Raw genomic sequence first — 15,736 nt, forward strand, 5'->3', positions numbered from 1 at the left:
GTGATGCGGCGGTTGAAGCCAATTCTTACTTGGACTATGCCATCAATGCACTGAGCTAGAAACTCGGCACAGCTTCCCGCAGTCATTTCCATCCGTTAGCAATTGCGTTGGCGAGGGGAAGTGACTGCGGGGCTTTTTTTGTCTACATGTATGTAAAATTAGGGAATGTTATAGCAACCGCCACAGTGCTGAGGACATGACAACGACTGGAAGTCGTCGCTTATGGTGCAAAGTCTGCCTCCGCAGACTAAAAGGCAGAGCGTCTTAACTGTCTTGGCTATTGCTATACCTCGCTTTTCGGTAGCGGAGAGGGCGGGTTTTGTGGGGAATCTCTGACCCAAATGACATTAGTCGCAGCAACAAAGCCCCTACAGGTTGATGTTGGATGAGGTCTGCTACCCAATTTACGAACCAAACAATTATGACCGATCCTGACTCACTCACAACACTATTGACCGCGATCGCGGTGGCAGATTCGGCTACTAAGATGGTGGATGCTGTCGAGAACTTAGCCCAAGCACGTCTAGAAGCTGCTGTACCCAATCTGATCGCCGTTTTGGGGTATAACAATCCTGGGGCAGCCGTGGCCGCTGTGGAAGGGTTGATCGCCATCGGGAAGCCCGCGGTAGCACCGTTGCTGGAGTTGTTGGATGGGTATAATTATGGAGCCAGAGCGTGGGCACTGCGCGCATTAGCTGGAATTGGTGATGCGCGGGCACTGGAGCTATTGTTAGATGCGGCCAAAAATGACTTTGCGCTGAGTGTCAGACGTGCCGCCGCGCGGGGATTGGGGACAATTAATTGGGATGAGTTGCCCGTCGAATCGATCGCCCCAAATCAAGCTAGAGTTATTGAAGTATTGCTAACAGTATCTCAAGATCATGAGTGGGTGGTGCGGTATGCAGCGATTACCGGATTGCAGGAACTGGCGATCGCGAGTACCATTTCCAATCCCGATTTGACACGTCAGATTTTGGGACATTTCGATCGATTGGTAGATCGGGATGAAGATCTCACTGTGATTGCGAGAATCTGGCTAGCACAAAAAGAGATTCAGACCTACATTACCGCGTTGTTGAGTCAACAACCCGAATTGGAGCCGCAGCTCGCCATTGATTGGCAAACAACGCTAGCCAAGCTTTATGCCCGCAAACGGCAAGAGCAGCCATATCCTGAAGGCGACCCGCACAAGTTTCGCGCGGTCGCTGCGGCGATTCTCAAAGGAGATCGCTAACATCTAAAAAAACGATAACCATGGTGGTTATCGTTTTTTCATTAGCTAAAATTGTGAGTTATTACCTACAATTGGACGATCGGGAAATTCGGTTCGCGTGCGTAAGTGTACATGTCAGTAAACTTGCGTAATTGCCCTTGAGCCAAAATAATCTCTTGCGGATGGTCGAGCCAGTGCATATTGTAGGCTTGCAAAGTATCGCTGAGTCGATCGCGATCGATCTCTTGATGGACGTTTGCAAAATATGCCAATGTTGTATGAGCGGTAAAATAATACTGCTGCTCGATCCCGAGAGAAATCAAACTCGAACTTTGGTAAATCGCCCGCCGAAACGCAATAATCCGATCGTAACTATACTCATCTTTGGGGACTAGACTTACTTCGATCGCGCGGGGTCTGACGGTCAATCCCATGATTTGCCAACGAATCGGGGCAGTTTCGACGATCGAGTCTTGATAGATTTTGAAACAATCAGCAATCCGATCGATTAACTTACTTTCAAAGTCAGGATTCGTGTCGATTGCCGTCCGGTAAGCACTGTCCCAGATCAAATCAGCGAGGGTAAAGTGAAAGCTAGCTGGATCGACTAGCACTAGTAAATCTGGTTCCAGTTTCTCGAATAACTGTTGCTGACAGGCTGCCAATTCCTTAAATACTGCACTATTATCAGCATCTTCCGCTCCTGGTGGCGTGATCGCTGAGTAGCCTGGAAATGATACTGGCTGGCGAGTACCGTCTGCTGCAACCTTAAATTTTGGTGATTCTTGGAGATTTTTGACCTGAGATTCGTAGGTGGCAGGTAGGGTCATCTTTGCCACGCGATTGAGATAAGTGTGATAGGACTCGTCCACTCGCGATCGCCTCCTTGCCGTTGATGGTTATGAACATTGTAATAATGTTACTTATTTAAATTCACATACACTACTTTCGACACCTCCGATTGCAATTTCTGGCAATTCTTGACCCGAGGGTCGAGTTGAGATCGATTGGAGTGTATGGTTTAGAGTCACTTTATCAGTTTAACACTCGATCCTGTTAATTATTACTTGCAAATATGATTACTTGCAAAGATAATTTCGCGTACATCACTTACTCACCCGTGGCAATCGGTGTTTGAACCCGCACAGGATTTCCCAAGCGATCGTCCCGAGCGTGGTCGCCCACTCATCGGCACTAATGCTGACGTTCCCGTCTGCGCCCAAAATTGTCACGATTTCGCCGACCTGAAGCTCGGGGATCTGACTGACATCGAGCACGATCCGATCCATTGTAATCGCGCCGATTTGGGAGACGAGCTGACCCCTGACGATCGCCTGCATTCGATCGGACAAGCGGCGGGGAATGCCATCAGCGTAGCCAATTTCGACGATCGCAATCTGCATGTCTCGCTCGGCAATAAATCGATAGCCATAACTTACCCCCGTCCCGGCACAGATGTCTTTGACTTGGGTAATTCTGGCTCTAACGCTCAATACTGGCTGAAGATCGATCGCTGAGTGCAAGTGCGGTGCTGGGCAGAGTCCATATAAAATCAGCCCAGGGCGGACTAATTGGTAGTGGAGGCGATCGCTCACTAGTAACCCAGCAGAATTGGCCAGATGGAGCAGGGGTAGTACATATCCAGCCGCGCCAATTGCCGCGATCGATCGATCGAAGCGATCGATCTGCATCTCCATCACGGTCGGATCGAGTTCATCAGCGGTGGCTAAATGCGAGTATAAGCTAGCGATCTGTAAGTAGGGGAGTGCGATGACCTCACGATAAAAATCAACCGCCTGCTGCCAATCTGTCCCCAATCTAGACATTCCCGTATCGAGTTTGAGATGGACGTGTAGATCGGGATGTGGATCTAGGCTGGCAGCAGCTTTGGAGATAACGGTGGCTTGAGCGATCGAGCAGATCGTGGGGTGGAGATCCCAGTTGACGATCGCCTGTACCTGCGCGTCAGTATTGATGGCACCGAGAATCAAAATTGGGGCGACTATACCTGCCGATCGCAGTTCGATCCCTTCGTTGACTGTGGCGACTGCTAGCCACTTGACACCCGCAGCGATGACAGTGCGGGCGATCTCGATCGCGCCATGTCCGTAGGCATCAGCTTTGACTACTGCCATGATGGCGGTAGTTGGTGCCAATAAGCTGTGAATTTGGCGGACATTATGCGTCAATGCGGATAAATCGATTTCGACCCAAGCGCGTTGCTGTTCCCAATCTTGGCGATCGTCCATATAGCAATCCTCAACTAGCTTTCACTCTGGTGTGTTAGGCGTTAGCCGTAACGCACCCTACACTAACCGACTCCCTTTCTACTCAAGAATAGACAATCGCGCTTCACCATCCACCATCCACCATCCACCATCCACCATTTAGCCTCTAGTAGTTGACAACTTGAGATTGAACTCAGTTTCAAAAACGGGCTTCTTATAGTCCAAGCTCCAACATTCGAGGACGCAAGCGTCAGTAGGATCGGCTGGATAAAATGTGAGATGACACTCATGGCTAGTTGGATTGCAATTGAGAGTTACATCTTTTATCGCGCCGATTCTGCGCCTGTCGAGGGCGACAGCTACTCGTAACAGCGCACTCAATTGGGAGACGATCGATTTTTGCTCTTTGGAGAGATTCTGGAGATTTTGGTGTTTCTTTTTGGGGGCACTTTTGCGGTGGTAGCGGGCGATATTGGCGATCGTATCGATTTCGGCTTCGGTGTAGCCGAGCAACTCACCGTACCGAATCAGATAGTAGGAATGTTTGTGATGGGCGTCGTGACTGACAAAATGACCGCTATTGTGCAATATAGCCGCGCTCCAGAGTAGTTGTCGTACCGATTTATCCCAGGTGTGCAATTGTCCGTGGGTTTGGTCGAACAGACTCAAGGCGAGTTCGGCGACGCGCTCGGAGTGGGGGAGATCGACGCCGTATTTACCAGCAATCTTGAGGGTACTACGTTCGCGGATCGAACCTTGATATTTGAGCCGATCTTCGATCATTCCCTGTGTCAGCATCCAGTCTACAATTACCCCCTCGCGGAGAGAGCGTTCGCAGACGGAGAGTGATGGCATCCCCAGCATCGTCATTGCTTCTTGGAGGATGACGGCACCTGCGATGATGATTTCGGCGCGCCGCTCGGACATCCCCTCAATTGTCGTGCGTTCGGCGACTGTCATCCGCCGCAGCCGCTGGATGAGGTTGCGTAATTCAGATAGCTGGATCGCAAAACCATGAATCCGCTCGGGAATCTGACCATTTTTATCCAAGTTGAGGATGGCGGCGAGGGTTTCGATCGTCCCGGAGGTACCGACCATTTTGGGAGCTTCACCCGATCGCAGATTGGCTTCGATCTCATCGGTAGCGCGTTCGAGTTGTCCGCGCACAAAGGCTTGCAGATACATCAAGTCGCGATCGCTGACGGGGTTTTTGGGGACGAACTCGGACGTGAGTCGCACCGCACCGATTTTGGTACTGCTGAGGGTGCGGGGTTCGTCACTATCGCCGAGGATCAGCTCGGTCGAGCCACCGCCGATATCGATAATCAGATGGGGGGTATTATTAAACTCGACTCCCGACAACACCCCTAGATAAATGCGCCGTGCTTCCTCTTGTCCCGAAATGATATTCACCGCCAAACCGAGTTCCGTCTCGATCGATCTGACGAATTCATTGCCATTGGGAGCTTCGCGCACCGCGCTGGTAGCCACTGCCAAGATCTGTTGAGCATTCAAGCTTTTGGCGACTTCCTGACACCGTTTGAGCGCACTAATGGCACGCTCAATCGCCGCTGGGGTGAGATTGCCCGTCTGCGGGTCGCGATCGCCCAAACGTACCGTTTCCTTCTCACGCGCGATGATGGTGAAGGCTGGTAGACTTGTCACAATCCGCACTACGACCATATGCACCGAGTTGGTACCAATATCGATCGCGGCGACAATCGGATCGGTAGCGACTCGACGATCGATCGGGCTTGAAGATTCCAGTACCGCATTTACCATAACAATTTCCAGCTAGAGTGAGAGAATTTGGGTCATTACGGATCAGTCGATTGGCAGCCCACATGGCGCGATTAATTAACCTAAGTTGCTACTTACACTCACAGCGGTTGAAACCGCTGTGAGTGGTGCAAAGTCCGCCGACGCGGACTACGAAATTTAGTCCGCGTCGCGGCGCGCGCTCTGGAGGGAACCTCCAGGTTTAGCGCGACAAGACAGGCGGACTTCGCAGCATTAGCCGCGACTGAAGTCGCAGGCAAGAAATAGGTAGCTGATAAGTCGCTCGACAAAACAGTATTAGTTAGCTCTAATTTACCTTGATGCTGGGTGTCGATACAAGCTTTGCTGAGATCTCGCACCAATACAGCTACCCAATGACGATCGCATCATCCACCATCCATTATCCACCATCTACCCCCTACCCCTTACCATCCACCATCCACCAGCTACCTTCTACCCCCTACCCTCTACCCCCTACTCTCTACCCTCTACTCTCTACCCTCTAACCCCAGGTACGGAAATCCCGAAAAGCTCAACATCACCGATCGACCTACAATGCTGGTAACCAAACATCATTTGCGATCGCATAGCCTTATGACAGTGCTAGAACAAGGTAATATTACCATCCATACCGAGAATATCTTTCCAATCATCAAGAAATCTCTGTATACCGACCATGAAATTTTCTTGCGCGAACTGATTTCCAACTCTGTTGATGCGATCGGTAAACTCAAAATGGTTTCCTTCGCTGGCGAATTTAGTGGCGAAATCGGCGCACCTGCGGTTAATATCTCGATCGATAAAGACAAAAAAACGCTCTCGATCTCTGACAATGGGATTGGGATGAGTTTGGATGAGGTCAAAAAATATATCAACCAAGTCGCTTTTTCGAGTGCCGAAGAATTTATCGAAAAATATCAGAAGAGCAGCGACCAACAGATTATCGGACACTTTGGTTTAGGCTTTTATTCCTCATTTATGGTGGCGAGTCTCGTCGAGATCGATACTCTCTCTTGTCGCGATGGATCGACGGCTGTACATTGGTCTTGTGATGGTTCGCCCAGCTTTGAAATCAGCGAATCGAGCCGCACCGATCGCGGCACGACGATTACACTCACCCTCCAAGATGAAGAAACCGAATATCTCGAACCAGCCCGCATCAAGCAATTAGTAAAAACTTATTGTGACTTCATGCCCGTTCCCATCTCACTCGATGGCGAAGTCATCAATAAACAGAAAGCACCCTGGAAAGAATCGCCCCAGAATTTAACCAAAGAAGACTATCTCGAATTCTATCGCTATCTGTATCCATTTGAAGAAGAGCCATTGCTGTGGGTACATCTCAATACCGACTATCCGTTTACCCTCAATGGTATCCTTTACTTCCCCAAACTCCGCCCAGATCTGGATCTAACTAAGGGACAAGCGAAACTATTTTGCAATCAGGTATTTGTGAGCGATCGCTGCGATGAAGTGATTCCCAAATTCCTGTTACCATTGCGGGGTGTCATCGATAGTACCGATATCCCACTCAATGTTTCGCGGAGTGCTTTGACGAGCGATCGCACCGTCCGTCGCATCTCTGATTATATCTCCAAAAAAGTCGGTGACAGGCTCAAAGAACTCTATCATGACGATCGCGCCGCCTATACCAACGGGTGGGAAGATCTCAGCACCTTCATCAAATTTGGCTGTCTTAACGATGATAAATTCAAAAAGCAAATTGAAGACATTATCATCTATCGCACCACCTTCGTCAGCCCTGTAGTCACCCCTGAAGTCATCACTGAAGGTGAAGAAGATGCCTGGAAATCAGCACAACCAAGCTTGCCCTATACGACGCTCGATGAGTATCTAGAGCGCAACAAAGAGCGTCACGCCAAATCGGAACCAGCAACCACCGAAGCAGATGAACCTAAATACGAGAATCGCGTCTTTTACGCAACCGATGAAGCCAGTCAAGCCCCCTATATCCAACTTCACAAAAGTCAAGGTTTAGAAGTTCTGTTCCTCGATTCTTACATCGATACCCACTTTGTCAGCTTTCTCGAACGCGAACACAGCGATATCAAATTCTCACGCGTCGATGCTGAATTAGATAGTAGCCTAATTCAAGCAGACGACACACCCGAAATCATCGATCCCACTACCAATAAAACTCGCAGCGAACAGATCCAAGAGATCTTTACCGCTGCGCTCGACAAACCGAAAGTCACCATTCGCACCGAATCGCTCAAAGGTGATAACACTCAATCCACACCACCTGCGATGGTATTATTACCAGAGTCTACGCGCCGAATGCGAGATATGATGGCGATGATGCAACAACAAGTCGCTGAATTTCCTGACGATCACATTTTAGTGGTAAATACCGCTCACCCGCTGATTCAAAACTTGGCAAATATCGATCGCGGATCGATCGTCCAAGCTCAAGGAACTTCACCGAATCAAGATTTAGTGAATCTGGTTTGTCATCATATTTACGATCTGGCGTTAATGGCGCAGAAAGGGATAAATGCTGACGGCATGAATGCCTTTGTCGAACGCTCCAATCAGGTGCTAACTAAGTTAACCGAAAGATAAAGATCGTGATGCCAATGACAGCCTACGATTGAAATCGTGGCTCATGTTGCAAAGTCCGCCTGTCTTGTCTTGCTAAACCCTCGGCAAAGCCGAGGAGCGCAAGCCGCTGCGCGGACTGACATATTATGTTAGTCCGCGTAGCGATTCGCGCACGCCTCTGGTGCCCGACGGTGAAGCTGCCCCAAATCGCGCTGTAGGCGTTGGCGTAAGCCTGCTGTAGGCCCAGACGTGTCGCTCGGACGGTCTCCCTGACTCGTGCGTTTGAGTCAAGACAGCGCATCAAGACAGTGGTTAAAACCACTTTGAGTATGGGTAGCAACTAGGTTACTTACTAGCAGGTTTGAGCGTCAGCAAAGCCTCAAACTGACTAGTATTCTTGTCAGGTTGCGCCGAACTCATCCCCAATCCCTGAATCGAAGTCAGCACCGCATTCACATCTGGCGGGATATCTCTGCCCATCGTTGCGCCCACTTTACTATTAAATAAACCGAATACCTTTTCGATATCAATATAAGCGTAGCTCTGCTTTTGGGCAGACATCGCCCCCATCGCCGTGATAAAGTTGGGTTGACGATCGATCGACTCACCAGAGCGAGTGACAATTTTGTCTACCAAGCCATCGCCGACGCCCATCACCAGCGTTTTGTCGGAGAGCCAGCCATAAGTCAGCACCGTTCCTTGTCCCCCTGGAGCCTTGAGATCGACAAACTGACTATTACCGACTTGGCGTCGTTCGGCACTGATGCCCGACTGCTTGGCGAGATCGGTCAATTTAGCCATGGTATTGTCGGTAATGCTGCGATCGGTACTATCGATCGTCAAGGCACCACCAAAGCCCGCAGCGGCAGTCAATCCCGTACTTACAGGCATCATCCCGATTGCATATTCACCACCCATCCAGCCAAATACGTCCCGATCTAGATCCAACTGGGTAGACTGCGTAAAACTTTGCCGGAGTTGAGCAATAGCTTGCTGAGTTTCCGGTTGAGTCGCCACGATCTGATTTACCTCCGTCCAAATCTGACTCAAGCCAGTACCACCAATCAAAGTAAAGGTATCAGCGGGGAAATTAGCGATCGCTTGCGCTGATGTCTGGGGTAGATTTAGCGTCGTACCATCAGTTTTGGCAACCAATTTCATTCTAATACCAGTATCATCGATCGCCATGCCACCGCCGATGGATTGAAGTTTTTTCAACTGAGCTAGAGTCGTGGCATCGATGGGGATTTTGCGATTGCTACTGAGAAATTGTTCCACAGAGCGAGCATAGTTGGGAATATAAAAGGCTGCAATCGGTTGTTTGAGTCCTAGGGTATCGCCTTTAAACCACTCACTACCTGCGGTGCTGGCGAGGGAAGGTTGCCCTTGGGCGGTATCGATTGCCAGTTCTAGGGTCTGTCGTTTGGATGAGACGACCAATCGATCGTTTACTAGCGCACTAAAAGTCTCCTGACGACCCTGACTAGAGTCAGTGATTTCGATCCCTTTGTAATCCAATTTTTTAGTAGGTTCTTTACTTTGAGCTTTGAGCTTGTTCGCAAAGTCTAGAGCCTTGAGTTTATCCTTAATCCCGATCGCCATCAACAGATGAGGTTTATCGATCGCACCGCTAGCATCTGGCAGGATCGCTACCATTGTATTCCCCAGCCAAGGCTGAATATCTTGGTTAAAATCCATTTTGCTCGCACTCAGAAACTTTTGTTCGGCTTCCTTGATTTGGGCGGTAATAATTCTTTGCGCTGCTGGTGTCCCAAATTTTTGTAACTTCGCCCAAGTTTCCGGTTCGTTGGAAATATAAGCCGCCATATAGGCATTTGCGGGAATCACCGCCGCCAGATCGCTAGGGTTGCTCTCGCCACTGTGGATATACTTATACCCTGCAAATCCCGCTCCAGCAGCCACAACTAATGCTGCTGCTATGCCAATACCTTTGTTCGCCATATAATTTAGGTTTGTAGTTTGAGATCGCCAAGCCGCTGTCACGGAAAAAACGCGAGGATATGGAAGTACGATTCAATCGATCGCTCTGTAATTCCGGAAGCTTTGTGATAACTTAGGAGATCTAACGGCACTGCTCGGCTTCACGATCGGTCAAAATTTTCACCATGCTACCCTCGATCTAGTCACAATTTAGCATCCTCATCTTCCAGCTCAGATGTCAACAGCAACACCAAAACCTAGGCTAAATAATGTCTTCAAGCAACTGATGTCTATTCACTGGTGGATGGCGGGTTGTTACTTAATTTTGTTTGTCGGTGCCAGAGTGATGCTGGGAGCACCAACTGAAGGCAGCGGGCGAGGGTTACTATACGCCACTCACAAATCCTTTGGAGTGCTAGTACTACTGCTCCTAGCTGGGCGTGGTTACTTATTGGTGAGAGTTTGGGGGCGTAAGTACAGCAAGCACCTACCCAAACTAACTAGCAACTGGTATTTCAAAACAGGCTTACATACTTTGCTGTACGTGCTGATGTTGGCAGTACCGCTGAGTGGTTATTGGCTATCCAATGCTTATCGCGCTAATAATATCAGCTTGTTTGGGCTGCCGATGCCAGATCTATTTCCAGTAAATGCCGCAGGTTTGGCTGTTGCTGGTGCAGCACATAGCCGCACATCCCAAGTATTTGCGATCCTGATTGTCATTCACTCGATCGCACAGCATCGAGTTGTCACTGCCAACTGGCGCAGACTATCTACCTGGGTGGGGACATTAGGTTTTAGGCTTTAGGCTTTAGGGGTAGAGGTTAGAGGGTAGAGTTATCGCGAAATAATATCTCAAATTGTACGGTGTGTTAGCGAGAGCGCGATCGCACCAGCTAATCGGGTATTTAATACCAAGCTCGATCGCCAAACCAAACGTCAGAGTATTGTTAAAATAGCATCAATAGCACTCGATCGATAGTTAATATTATAACGATAACGATTCTAAATCAGATAGCTGGTATCAAATACTGGTGTGTTACGCTCTCGCGAACATATCCTACATCAACCTAGCTGTTCATTTAGGACTGCTATATCTAAACATAGTCTCGATCGCGGGTTTCTAAATTTTGAGGCATCGTCTATGTCTATTCTGACTAGTCCCACAGATCCCATTGTCATAGATCCTACAGCTACATATCACTGGAACTGGCAAGGACAAACATTGAGCATCGCTTATGAAACTATGGGAGCGGGAGAGCCGATCCTGCTGTTACCTGCCTTTAGCACCGTTTCTAGTCGCACTGAGATGTCTGGATTGGCGGCTCAGTTGCGATCGCAGTTTCAGGTGACAACGGTGGACTTTCCAGGCTTTGGGGATTCTGCGCGTCCGCGTCTCGACTATGCGCCGCCGCTGTATCGGCAGTTTTTAGCAGACTTTGTGCGAGATATTCTTGCCGCTCCAGTGACGATCGTTGCGGCTGGACATGCAGCCGGATATGCCCTAAATCTCGCCGCTACGGTACCCGATCGCGTCTCCAAGTTGATTTTGGTCGCCCCGACTTGGCGGGGGCCATTGCCGACGATGGCGCGGGGACAACAGCCGTGGCTGAAGAATGTACGCGAACTGATTCGTACGCCGCTGCTCGGTCAATTTTTGTACCAATTAACTACTACATCGAACTTTCTGAGCTTCATGTATCGGCGACATGTGTATGCGGATGCGAGTACATTGACTCCCGCTTTATTGGCACAAAAACGCCAAATCACCCAACAGTCAGGAGCCAGATATGGTGCAGCGGCGTTTGTAACTGGGGGACTAGATCCCTATCTCGATCGCATGTCAGCGATTGCCGATCTTCAGTCCCTAAACATACCTGTGCTGGTCGCGATCGGTCAAGATAGCCCACCCAAATCCAAAGCCGAAATGTCTGCCCTCGCAGCACTTCCCAATGTCACCAGTTGCACACTACCTGGCACTTTAGGAATGCATGAAGAATATCCCTCTGAATTGCATGATGTCATTTTGCCATTCCTGACTTTAAACGTATGAAACGCTCGTCATCGCTGGATTCCCTCCTCAATTTGCTGTTGCCGTTAGCACTCATCTTAGGTTTGGTACTCTTGCTCAACTTGAGTGGTGGGCAACCATCAGTAGGAGCAACAGCGACGGCGAGTCCGCCAGAGTCAGGGCTGAAGTTGCTAATTGGTTATCTGGAAAGCGGCGCAGAAATTGCAGCGGCATTGGTAATCGGGGTATCGGTAATTCAGGCATTTATCCGCTACATTCGGCAACTCTTTATCCAAAAACAACATATCGATGCCACTGAAAAAATTCGCTTTCAATTGGGGCGCGGATTGGCTTTGGGGTTAGAATTTACCGTTGCCAGTGATATTCTCCGCACGGCAATTGCGCCAACTCGCCAAGACATCCTAAATTTAGGTGCAATCGTGTTATTGAGAACGTTATTAAATTACTTTCTAGAGCGGGAAATCAGACAGGGCGAACAAAGCAGCCCTGTTGATGAAGTACCCAATCGAGGAGCTTAGAGGGTGTGATGTATAAATACTAGCCAAACTAGATTGGGCGATACTCAATTCAAACATCTGCCGACAAAAGCATTGGATCTAGCTAGTGAAAAGTCTGTCCGATCTATGAGTATACGCTGCTAATTATCACGATCGCTCTCCTTCCAAATAAGGCTTAAATCCATCAGTTGGCGTCCATTGAATCGCGCCATCGCGACCAGTATAATAAACCCGAATTTTATTTTTTTCTAAGATTTTAACTGTTTCTGGATCGGGATTGGCAGTAGCAGCGATCGCGACTTGGGGATTGATTTTGGCGATCGCACTTTCGGTTAATTTGCCCCCATGCCAATAGAGAGTTTGGGCGGGGGTAAGTTGTTCGAGATCGATCGCTTGTTGTGCCCGATCTCCAGTATCGTTACCGATCGCCAGCCACTTTTGTTTGAATTCAGGGATGTTGATTTGGAAGACCGTGGGACTAGTTTTGATGGTAGTAATTGCTAGGCGATCGAATTGATGCAGTTTGTTAATTGGTAATGGGTCAAATTTAATTGCTCGATTATTGCCTGTTCCAGAAATACCATAAAAATTTGCGACTGGGATATTCTGTGTTAAGGTTTGCCAGTTATTTAATCCTGGTAGATCGGGGTTGAAATCGATAGCTCGATCGATCCGTCCGATCGCTTGTTGTTGCAGGAAGGGTAGGACAACAAACCTGACAATACTCTCATTTCCACTATTTATTAGAGTTGTGCGTCCGCGATCCTGAATGACCAATATTTGGCGATCCTTACTCGCCAATGCAGTGATTTGCAGTTCGGTTGTTTTCCAGATTGCTAATGGAATGATGACTAATAAAATGCCGCACAATGTTGGTAGTTTCCATTTTTTTTGAAATTTAGGTACTGCCCACACCCCCAAAATAATTGCATATAGACCAAATAACTGCCATAGGGCAATCTGTCCGACGGCAAAGGATGTACCTGGGAGATAATTAAACAGATCGACGATACCAATTAACAGTCGAGTAGGCAAATACAGCAGCCAGGAAATAGCACTCCCCGCGATCGGGATGACCGCACCAACTAACGCCCCAATTGTACCGCCAATACTAATAATACTAATCAGTGGAGCCGTTAGAATATTGGCAGGTAAACTATAGAGCGGAAACACCTTAAATACATATAATTGAATTGGTAAAGTCCAGATCGATGCTGCTAGCGGGACAGTAATCAGATCGGCGATCGTTGGTGGCAACCAATCCAACTTTGCTTGCAAGGGTGGGACACTCACAATCAATCCCAATGTCGCCAAAAAACTCAATTCAAATCCGACATCCCAAATCCATAATGGATTGAGAAGCAGTAAAAACGTGCCAGCAATAACCAGTGCATTGAGAGGAGCGATTTTGCGCTTGGTTCGCAACCCCACCAGTACCGCCATCCCCATCACCACCGATCGCACCACCGCAGGCTGGAAGCCAGTCAAACCTAGAAAAATGAGTAAAGCCACCGCCCCCACATTGGACTGTCCTACCACTGATAATCGCCTGCGTGTGAGCGACAAGATCGCATTGAGGATCAGCGAGACTTGAAACCCAGACGCCGCCAGCGCATGAGCCAAGCCAACTCGCACAAATCGATCGCGCAAATCAAATGGCACATCTACCGCATCCGATCCTAATACCATTGCGGTTACTAATGGCCCAGCAGGCACATCCAACCACCTCACCTGCGCTGCGGCAATCCGAGCGCGTAACTTGCCCCAGCTCCATCGCTGCGTCTGACTTTCATCCGGTACCCGCAACTGTACCCCGCGCATCCCCGCAAATCCACCTCCTTGACTGAGATAATCACGAAAGCTAAACCCGCCCGGATTGGGGTTGGGTTGTGGTAGATACAACGTCCCCGTAATCGACACCCCTACCCCTGGATGCAGCCCCGTACCGCTCTGCAACGGCACCGTCACGTACAAGCGACCATTAACGGCTTTGCTCACGTCTGCTGGGCGCAAATTGTTGCCCTGAATCTCATTTAGTTGAGTAGCCTTGAGCCAAAATTGACTATTCTGACTGCGAGTGATGTGTGGGTAACTATCAACGATGCCTTGGACGATCGTAAATTGCGCTGCGCCACGTTCGGCAGTGGCGGAGATATATTTACTGATATCGTTGCTAGCAAGTTTGGGGACGCGTAATTCTAAATAAAAGCTAGCACATCCCGCGATCGCGATCGCCACCAATAAATATCGCCAACTCGGACTCTTTTTCCAAATTTTCGGCAAGAGCAAAACCATCACTAGCCCTGTTCCCAGTAATCCCCATCGCACCCACGGATTGAAGGTGACAACTAAACCCACTACATAAGCCAGACAAAGAACGATCGCAGCTTGGTGATTCTTCATCTGGCAATTGGACGTGATAAGTGATTGAGCGATCGATTGCGGCGCAGTAGTTACAGAGCCGCGTCAAACCACCCACATGATAGTATAGACTCACACCAGATCCAAAATCCCTGGTAACGGCAATATTCACCAGCTTCCGATCCCCGCTGACTGACTAACTGGCGGAGTGCTGCTGACAGGTAGGTTGCTGTAAGTTCTTTGACCGAGTTTCAAATTCTGCTAATAGTTCAAAGAATCGATCGAATCCTTGGATCTCGCCTTGACAGTAACAGCCAATTATTTTAGCCCACGAACTAGAACTATAAATTTGGTAATGATTCTGAACAAATTCATGAAAGTTATCATAAAATTCTAACTCTCTGTCTGTTGGTTTAATTCCTAACTCGCGTCTTGCTGTTTTATAACCAGCTAGAAAGACGAATAAATCCGACAATGATGGATGACCGATGTACATGCCTGGTCTGGCTTTAATCTTCGCTAAAATTTCAAATAATCCGCCTTGAGATTCCATGTTATTTATGCTCCTAATTCAGCGATCGTGAATTCATCACTGGGGCAGTGGAAATCGGCGATCCAGTCTGTTTCTGTCATGCATTGAGCTGAAAGGTTGTCGAAAATCAGTCCCCGCACTCTGACCCCGTAATGCTTGCCGTTGGTAGATATCGACGTGTCACCGCCTACTCTATCGCAAAACTGTTACACTCACTACGTCCTAGCTGTTGTCTGTAGTATTTAGTAGCGATTTATACCGTAGGATCGCCGTGTCGCAGTGGATGTAGCTTGTGGGTGCGCAAAAAATTACCGTCAAAGTGGTGAGCCTTGGCGGTTTATGTAGTTGATTTTATTCCCAATCTGTCCCCAGCAATGTCTGAATGTTATACTGTGTATGTGTTTGAGTGAGGCATTGATGCAAAGATACGGTGTGATAGTGGTGCTAAGAATGGCGTAGGTAGGCGCGCAAAAATGGGTGAAGAGGGACTCGAACCCCCGACCGACTACTTAGAAGGTAGTTGCTCTATCCAACTGAGCTATTCACCCACATCCGCCCTATATCATAACATACTTTGAAATCTTGAAGTGA

12 protein-coding genes, 1 tRNA gene and 1 pseudogene are annotated in these 15,736 nt (G+C 48.7%); 5 read left to right on the top strand and 9 right to left on the bottom strand.

Going from position 1 to position 15,736, the window contains the following annotated elements; genetic code table 11:
* The first annotated feature begins 385 nt into the window (after window positions 1–385).
* Window positions 386–1,234 (top strand): HEAT repeat domain-containing protein, encoded by an 849-nt coding sequence (locus tag ACEW9I_RS08315; protein WP_373539884.1) that lies wholly within the window; start codon window positions 386–388, stop codon window positions 1,232–1,234.
* Between the two features lie 65 nt (window positions 1,235–1,299).
* On the opposite strand, the gene ACEW9I_RS08320 is transcribed toward ACEW9I_RS08315, so the two are convergent.
* From ACEW9I_RS08320 to ACEW9I_RS08335, 4 genes are all read right to left on the bottom strand, one after another.
* Window positions 1,300–2,085 (bottom strand): DUF1868 domain-containing protein, encoded by a 786-nt coding sequence (locus tag ACEW9I_RS08320; RefSeq protein ID WP_373539885.1) that lies wholly within the window; start codon window positions 2,083–2,085, stop codon window positions 1,300–1,302.
* A 234-nt stretch (window positions 2,086–2,319) separates the two neighbouring features.
* The gene (gene alr, locus ACEW9I_RS08325) at window positions 2,320–3,462 is read right to left on the bottom strand and encodes an alanine racemase (RefSeq protein ID WP_373539886.1); all 1,143 of its coding nucleotides are present in this window, start codon (window positions 3,460–3,462) and stop codon (window positions 2,320–2,322) included.
* Window positions 3,463–3,600: 138 nt separating this feature from the next.
* On the bottom strand, window positions 3,601–5,223 hold the full coding sequence (locus tag ACEW9I_RS08330) for an HD domain-containing protein (RefSeq protein ID WP_373539887.1): 1,623 nt from the start codon (window positions 5,221–5,223) through the stop codon (window positions 3,601–3,603).
* Between the two features lie 98 nt (window positions 5,224–5,321).
* Window positions 5,322–5,579, bottom strand: a complete 258-nt coding sequence (locus ACEW9I_RS08335; protein ID WP_373539888.1) for a hypothetical protein — start codon at window positions 5,577–5,579, stop codon at window positions 5,322–5,324.
* A 235-nt stretch (window positions 5,580–5,814) separates the two neighbouring features.
* Here ACEW9I_RS08335 and htpG point away from each other — a divergent pair, with 235 nt between their 5' ends.
* Window positions 5,815–7,803, top strand: coding sequence for a molecular chaperone HtpG (htpG, locus tag ACEW9I_RS08340; RefSeq protein WP_373539889.1), 1,989 nt, complete (start codon window positions 5,815–5,817; stop codon window positions 7,801–7,803).
* 324 nt (window positions 7,804–8,127) lie between these two features.
* Here htpG and ACEW9I_RS08345 read toward each other — a convergent pair whose 3' ends face one another.
* Window positions 8,128–9,744: a DUF3352 domain-containing protein gene (locus ACEW9I_RS08345; RefSeq protein WP_373539890.1), complete on the bottom strand. Its 1,617-nt coding sequence runs from the start codon at window positions 9,742–9,744 to the stop codon at window positions 8,128–8,130.
* 214 nt (window positions 9,745–9,958) lie between these two features.
* Between ACEW9I_RS08345 and ACEW9I_RS08350 the strand changes: the two genes are divergently transcribed.
* The 3 genes from ACEW9I_RS08350 to ACEW9I_RS08360 all read left to right on the top strand — a co-directional run bounded on the left by ACEW9I_RS08350 (window position 9,959) and on the right by ACEW9I_RS08360 (window position 12,273).
* Window positions 9,959–10,531, top strand: coding sequence for a cytochrome b (locus tag ACEW9I_RS08350; protein ID WP_373539891.1), 573 nt, complete (start codon window positions 9,959–9,961; stop codon window positions 10,529–10,531).
* A 336-nt stretch (window positions 10,532–10,867) separates the two neighbouring features.
* On the top strand, window positions 10,868–11,776 hold the full coding sequence (locus tag ACEW9I_RS08355) for an alpha/beta fold hydrolase (protein WP_373539892.1): 909 nt from the start codon (window positions 10,868–10,870) through the stop codon (window positions 11,774–11,776).
* Window positions 11,773–12,273, top strand: coding sequence for a DUF1622 domain-containing protein (locus ACEW9I_RS08360; protein WP_373539893.1), 501 nt, complete (start codon window positions 11,773–11,775; stop codon window positions 12,271–12,273). Before ACEW9I_RS08355 ends, ACEW9I_RS08360 begins: the two co-directional genes overlap by 4 nt.
* A gap of 126 nt (window positions 12,274–12,399) precedes the next feature.
* Here ACEW9I_RS08360 and ACEW9I_RS08365 read toward each other — a convergent pair whose 3' ends face one another.
* The 4 genes and pseudogenes from ACEW9I_RS08365 to ACEW9I_RS08380 all read right to left on the bottom strand — a co-directional run bounded on the left by ACEW9I_RS08365 (window position 12,400) and on the right by ACEW9I_RS08380 (window position 15,693).
* Window positions 12,400–14,655 (bottom strand): ComEC/Rec2 family competence protein, encoded by a 2,256-nt coding sequence (locus ACEW9I_RS08365; RefSeq protein ID WP_373539894.1) that lies wholly within the window; start codon window positions 14,653–14,655, stop codon window positions 12,400–12,402.
* Window positions 14,656–14,809: 154 nt separating this feature from the next.
* Window positions 14,810–15,166 (bottom strand): hypothetical protein, encoded by a 357-nt coding sequence (locus tag ACEW9I_RS08370; protein WP_373539895.1) that lies wholly within the window; start codon window positions 15,164–15,166, stop codon window positions 14,810–14,812.
* A gap of 5 nt (window positions 15,167–15,171) precedes the next feature.
* A pseudogene (locus ACEW9I_RS08375) lies at window positions 15,172–15,324 on the bottom strand (papain fold toxin domain-containing protein); the annotation flags it as partial.
* 295 nt (window positions 15,325–15,619) lie between these two features.
* Window positions 15,620–15,693 (bottom strand) — tRNA-Arg (locus tag ACEW9I_RS08380).
* Between the last annotated feature and the right edge of the window lie 43 nt (window positions 15,694–15,736).

The organism is Chamaesiphon sp. (genome assembly GCF_041738855.1).
In the GTDB taxonomy this organism is placed as follows: domain Bacteria; phylum Cyanobacteriota; class Cyanobacteriia; order Cyanobacteriales; family Chamaesiphonaceae; genus Chamaesiphon.

Coding starts and splice junctions, on each gene's coding strand:
- ACEW9I_RS08315 (WP_373539884.1), top strand. CDS start 386: ATGAGGTCTGCTACCCAATTTACGAACCAAACAATTATGACCGATCCT.
- alr (WP_373539886.1), bottom strand. CDS start 3,462: ATGGACGATCGCCAAGATTGGGAACAGCAACGCGCTTGGGTCGAAATC.
- ACEW9I_RS08330 (WP_373539887.1), bottom strand. CDS start 5,223: ATGGTAAATGCGGTACTGGAATCTTCAAGCCCGATCGATCGTCGAGTC.
- htpG (WP_373539889.1), top strand. CDS start 5,815: ATGACAGTGCTAGAACAAGGTAATATTACCATCCATACCGAGAATATC.
- ACEW9I_RS08345 (WP_373539890.1), bottom strand. CDS start 9,744: ATGGCGAACAAAGGTATTGGCATAGCAGCAGCATTAGTTGTGGCTGCT.
- ACEW9I_RS08350 (WP_373539891.1), top strand. CDS start 9,959: ATGTCAACAGCAACACCAAAACCTAGGCTAAATAATGTCTTCAAGCAA.
- ACEW9I_RS08355 (WP_373539892.1), top strand. CDS start 10,868: ATGTCTATTCTGACTAGTCCCACAGATCCCATTGTCATAGATCCTACA.
- ACEW9I_RS08360 (WP_373539893.1), top strand. CDS start 11,773: ATGAAACGCTCGTCATCGCTGGATTCCCTCCTCAATTTGCTGTTGCCG.
- ACEW9I_RS08365 (WP_373539894.1), bottom strand. CDS start 14,655: ATGAAGAATCACCAAGCTGCGATCGTTCTTTGTCTGGCTTATGTAGTG.
- ACEW9I_RS08370 (WP_373539895.1), bottom strand. CDS start 15,166: ATGGAATCTCAAGGCGGATTATTTGAAATTTTAGCGAAGATTAAAGCC.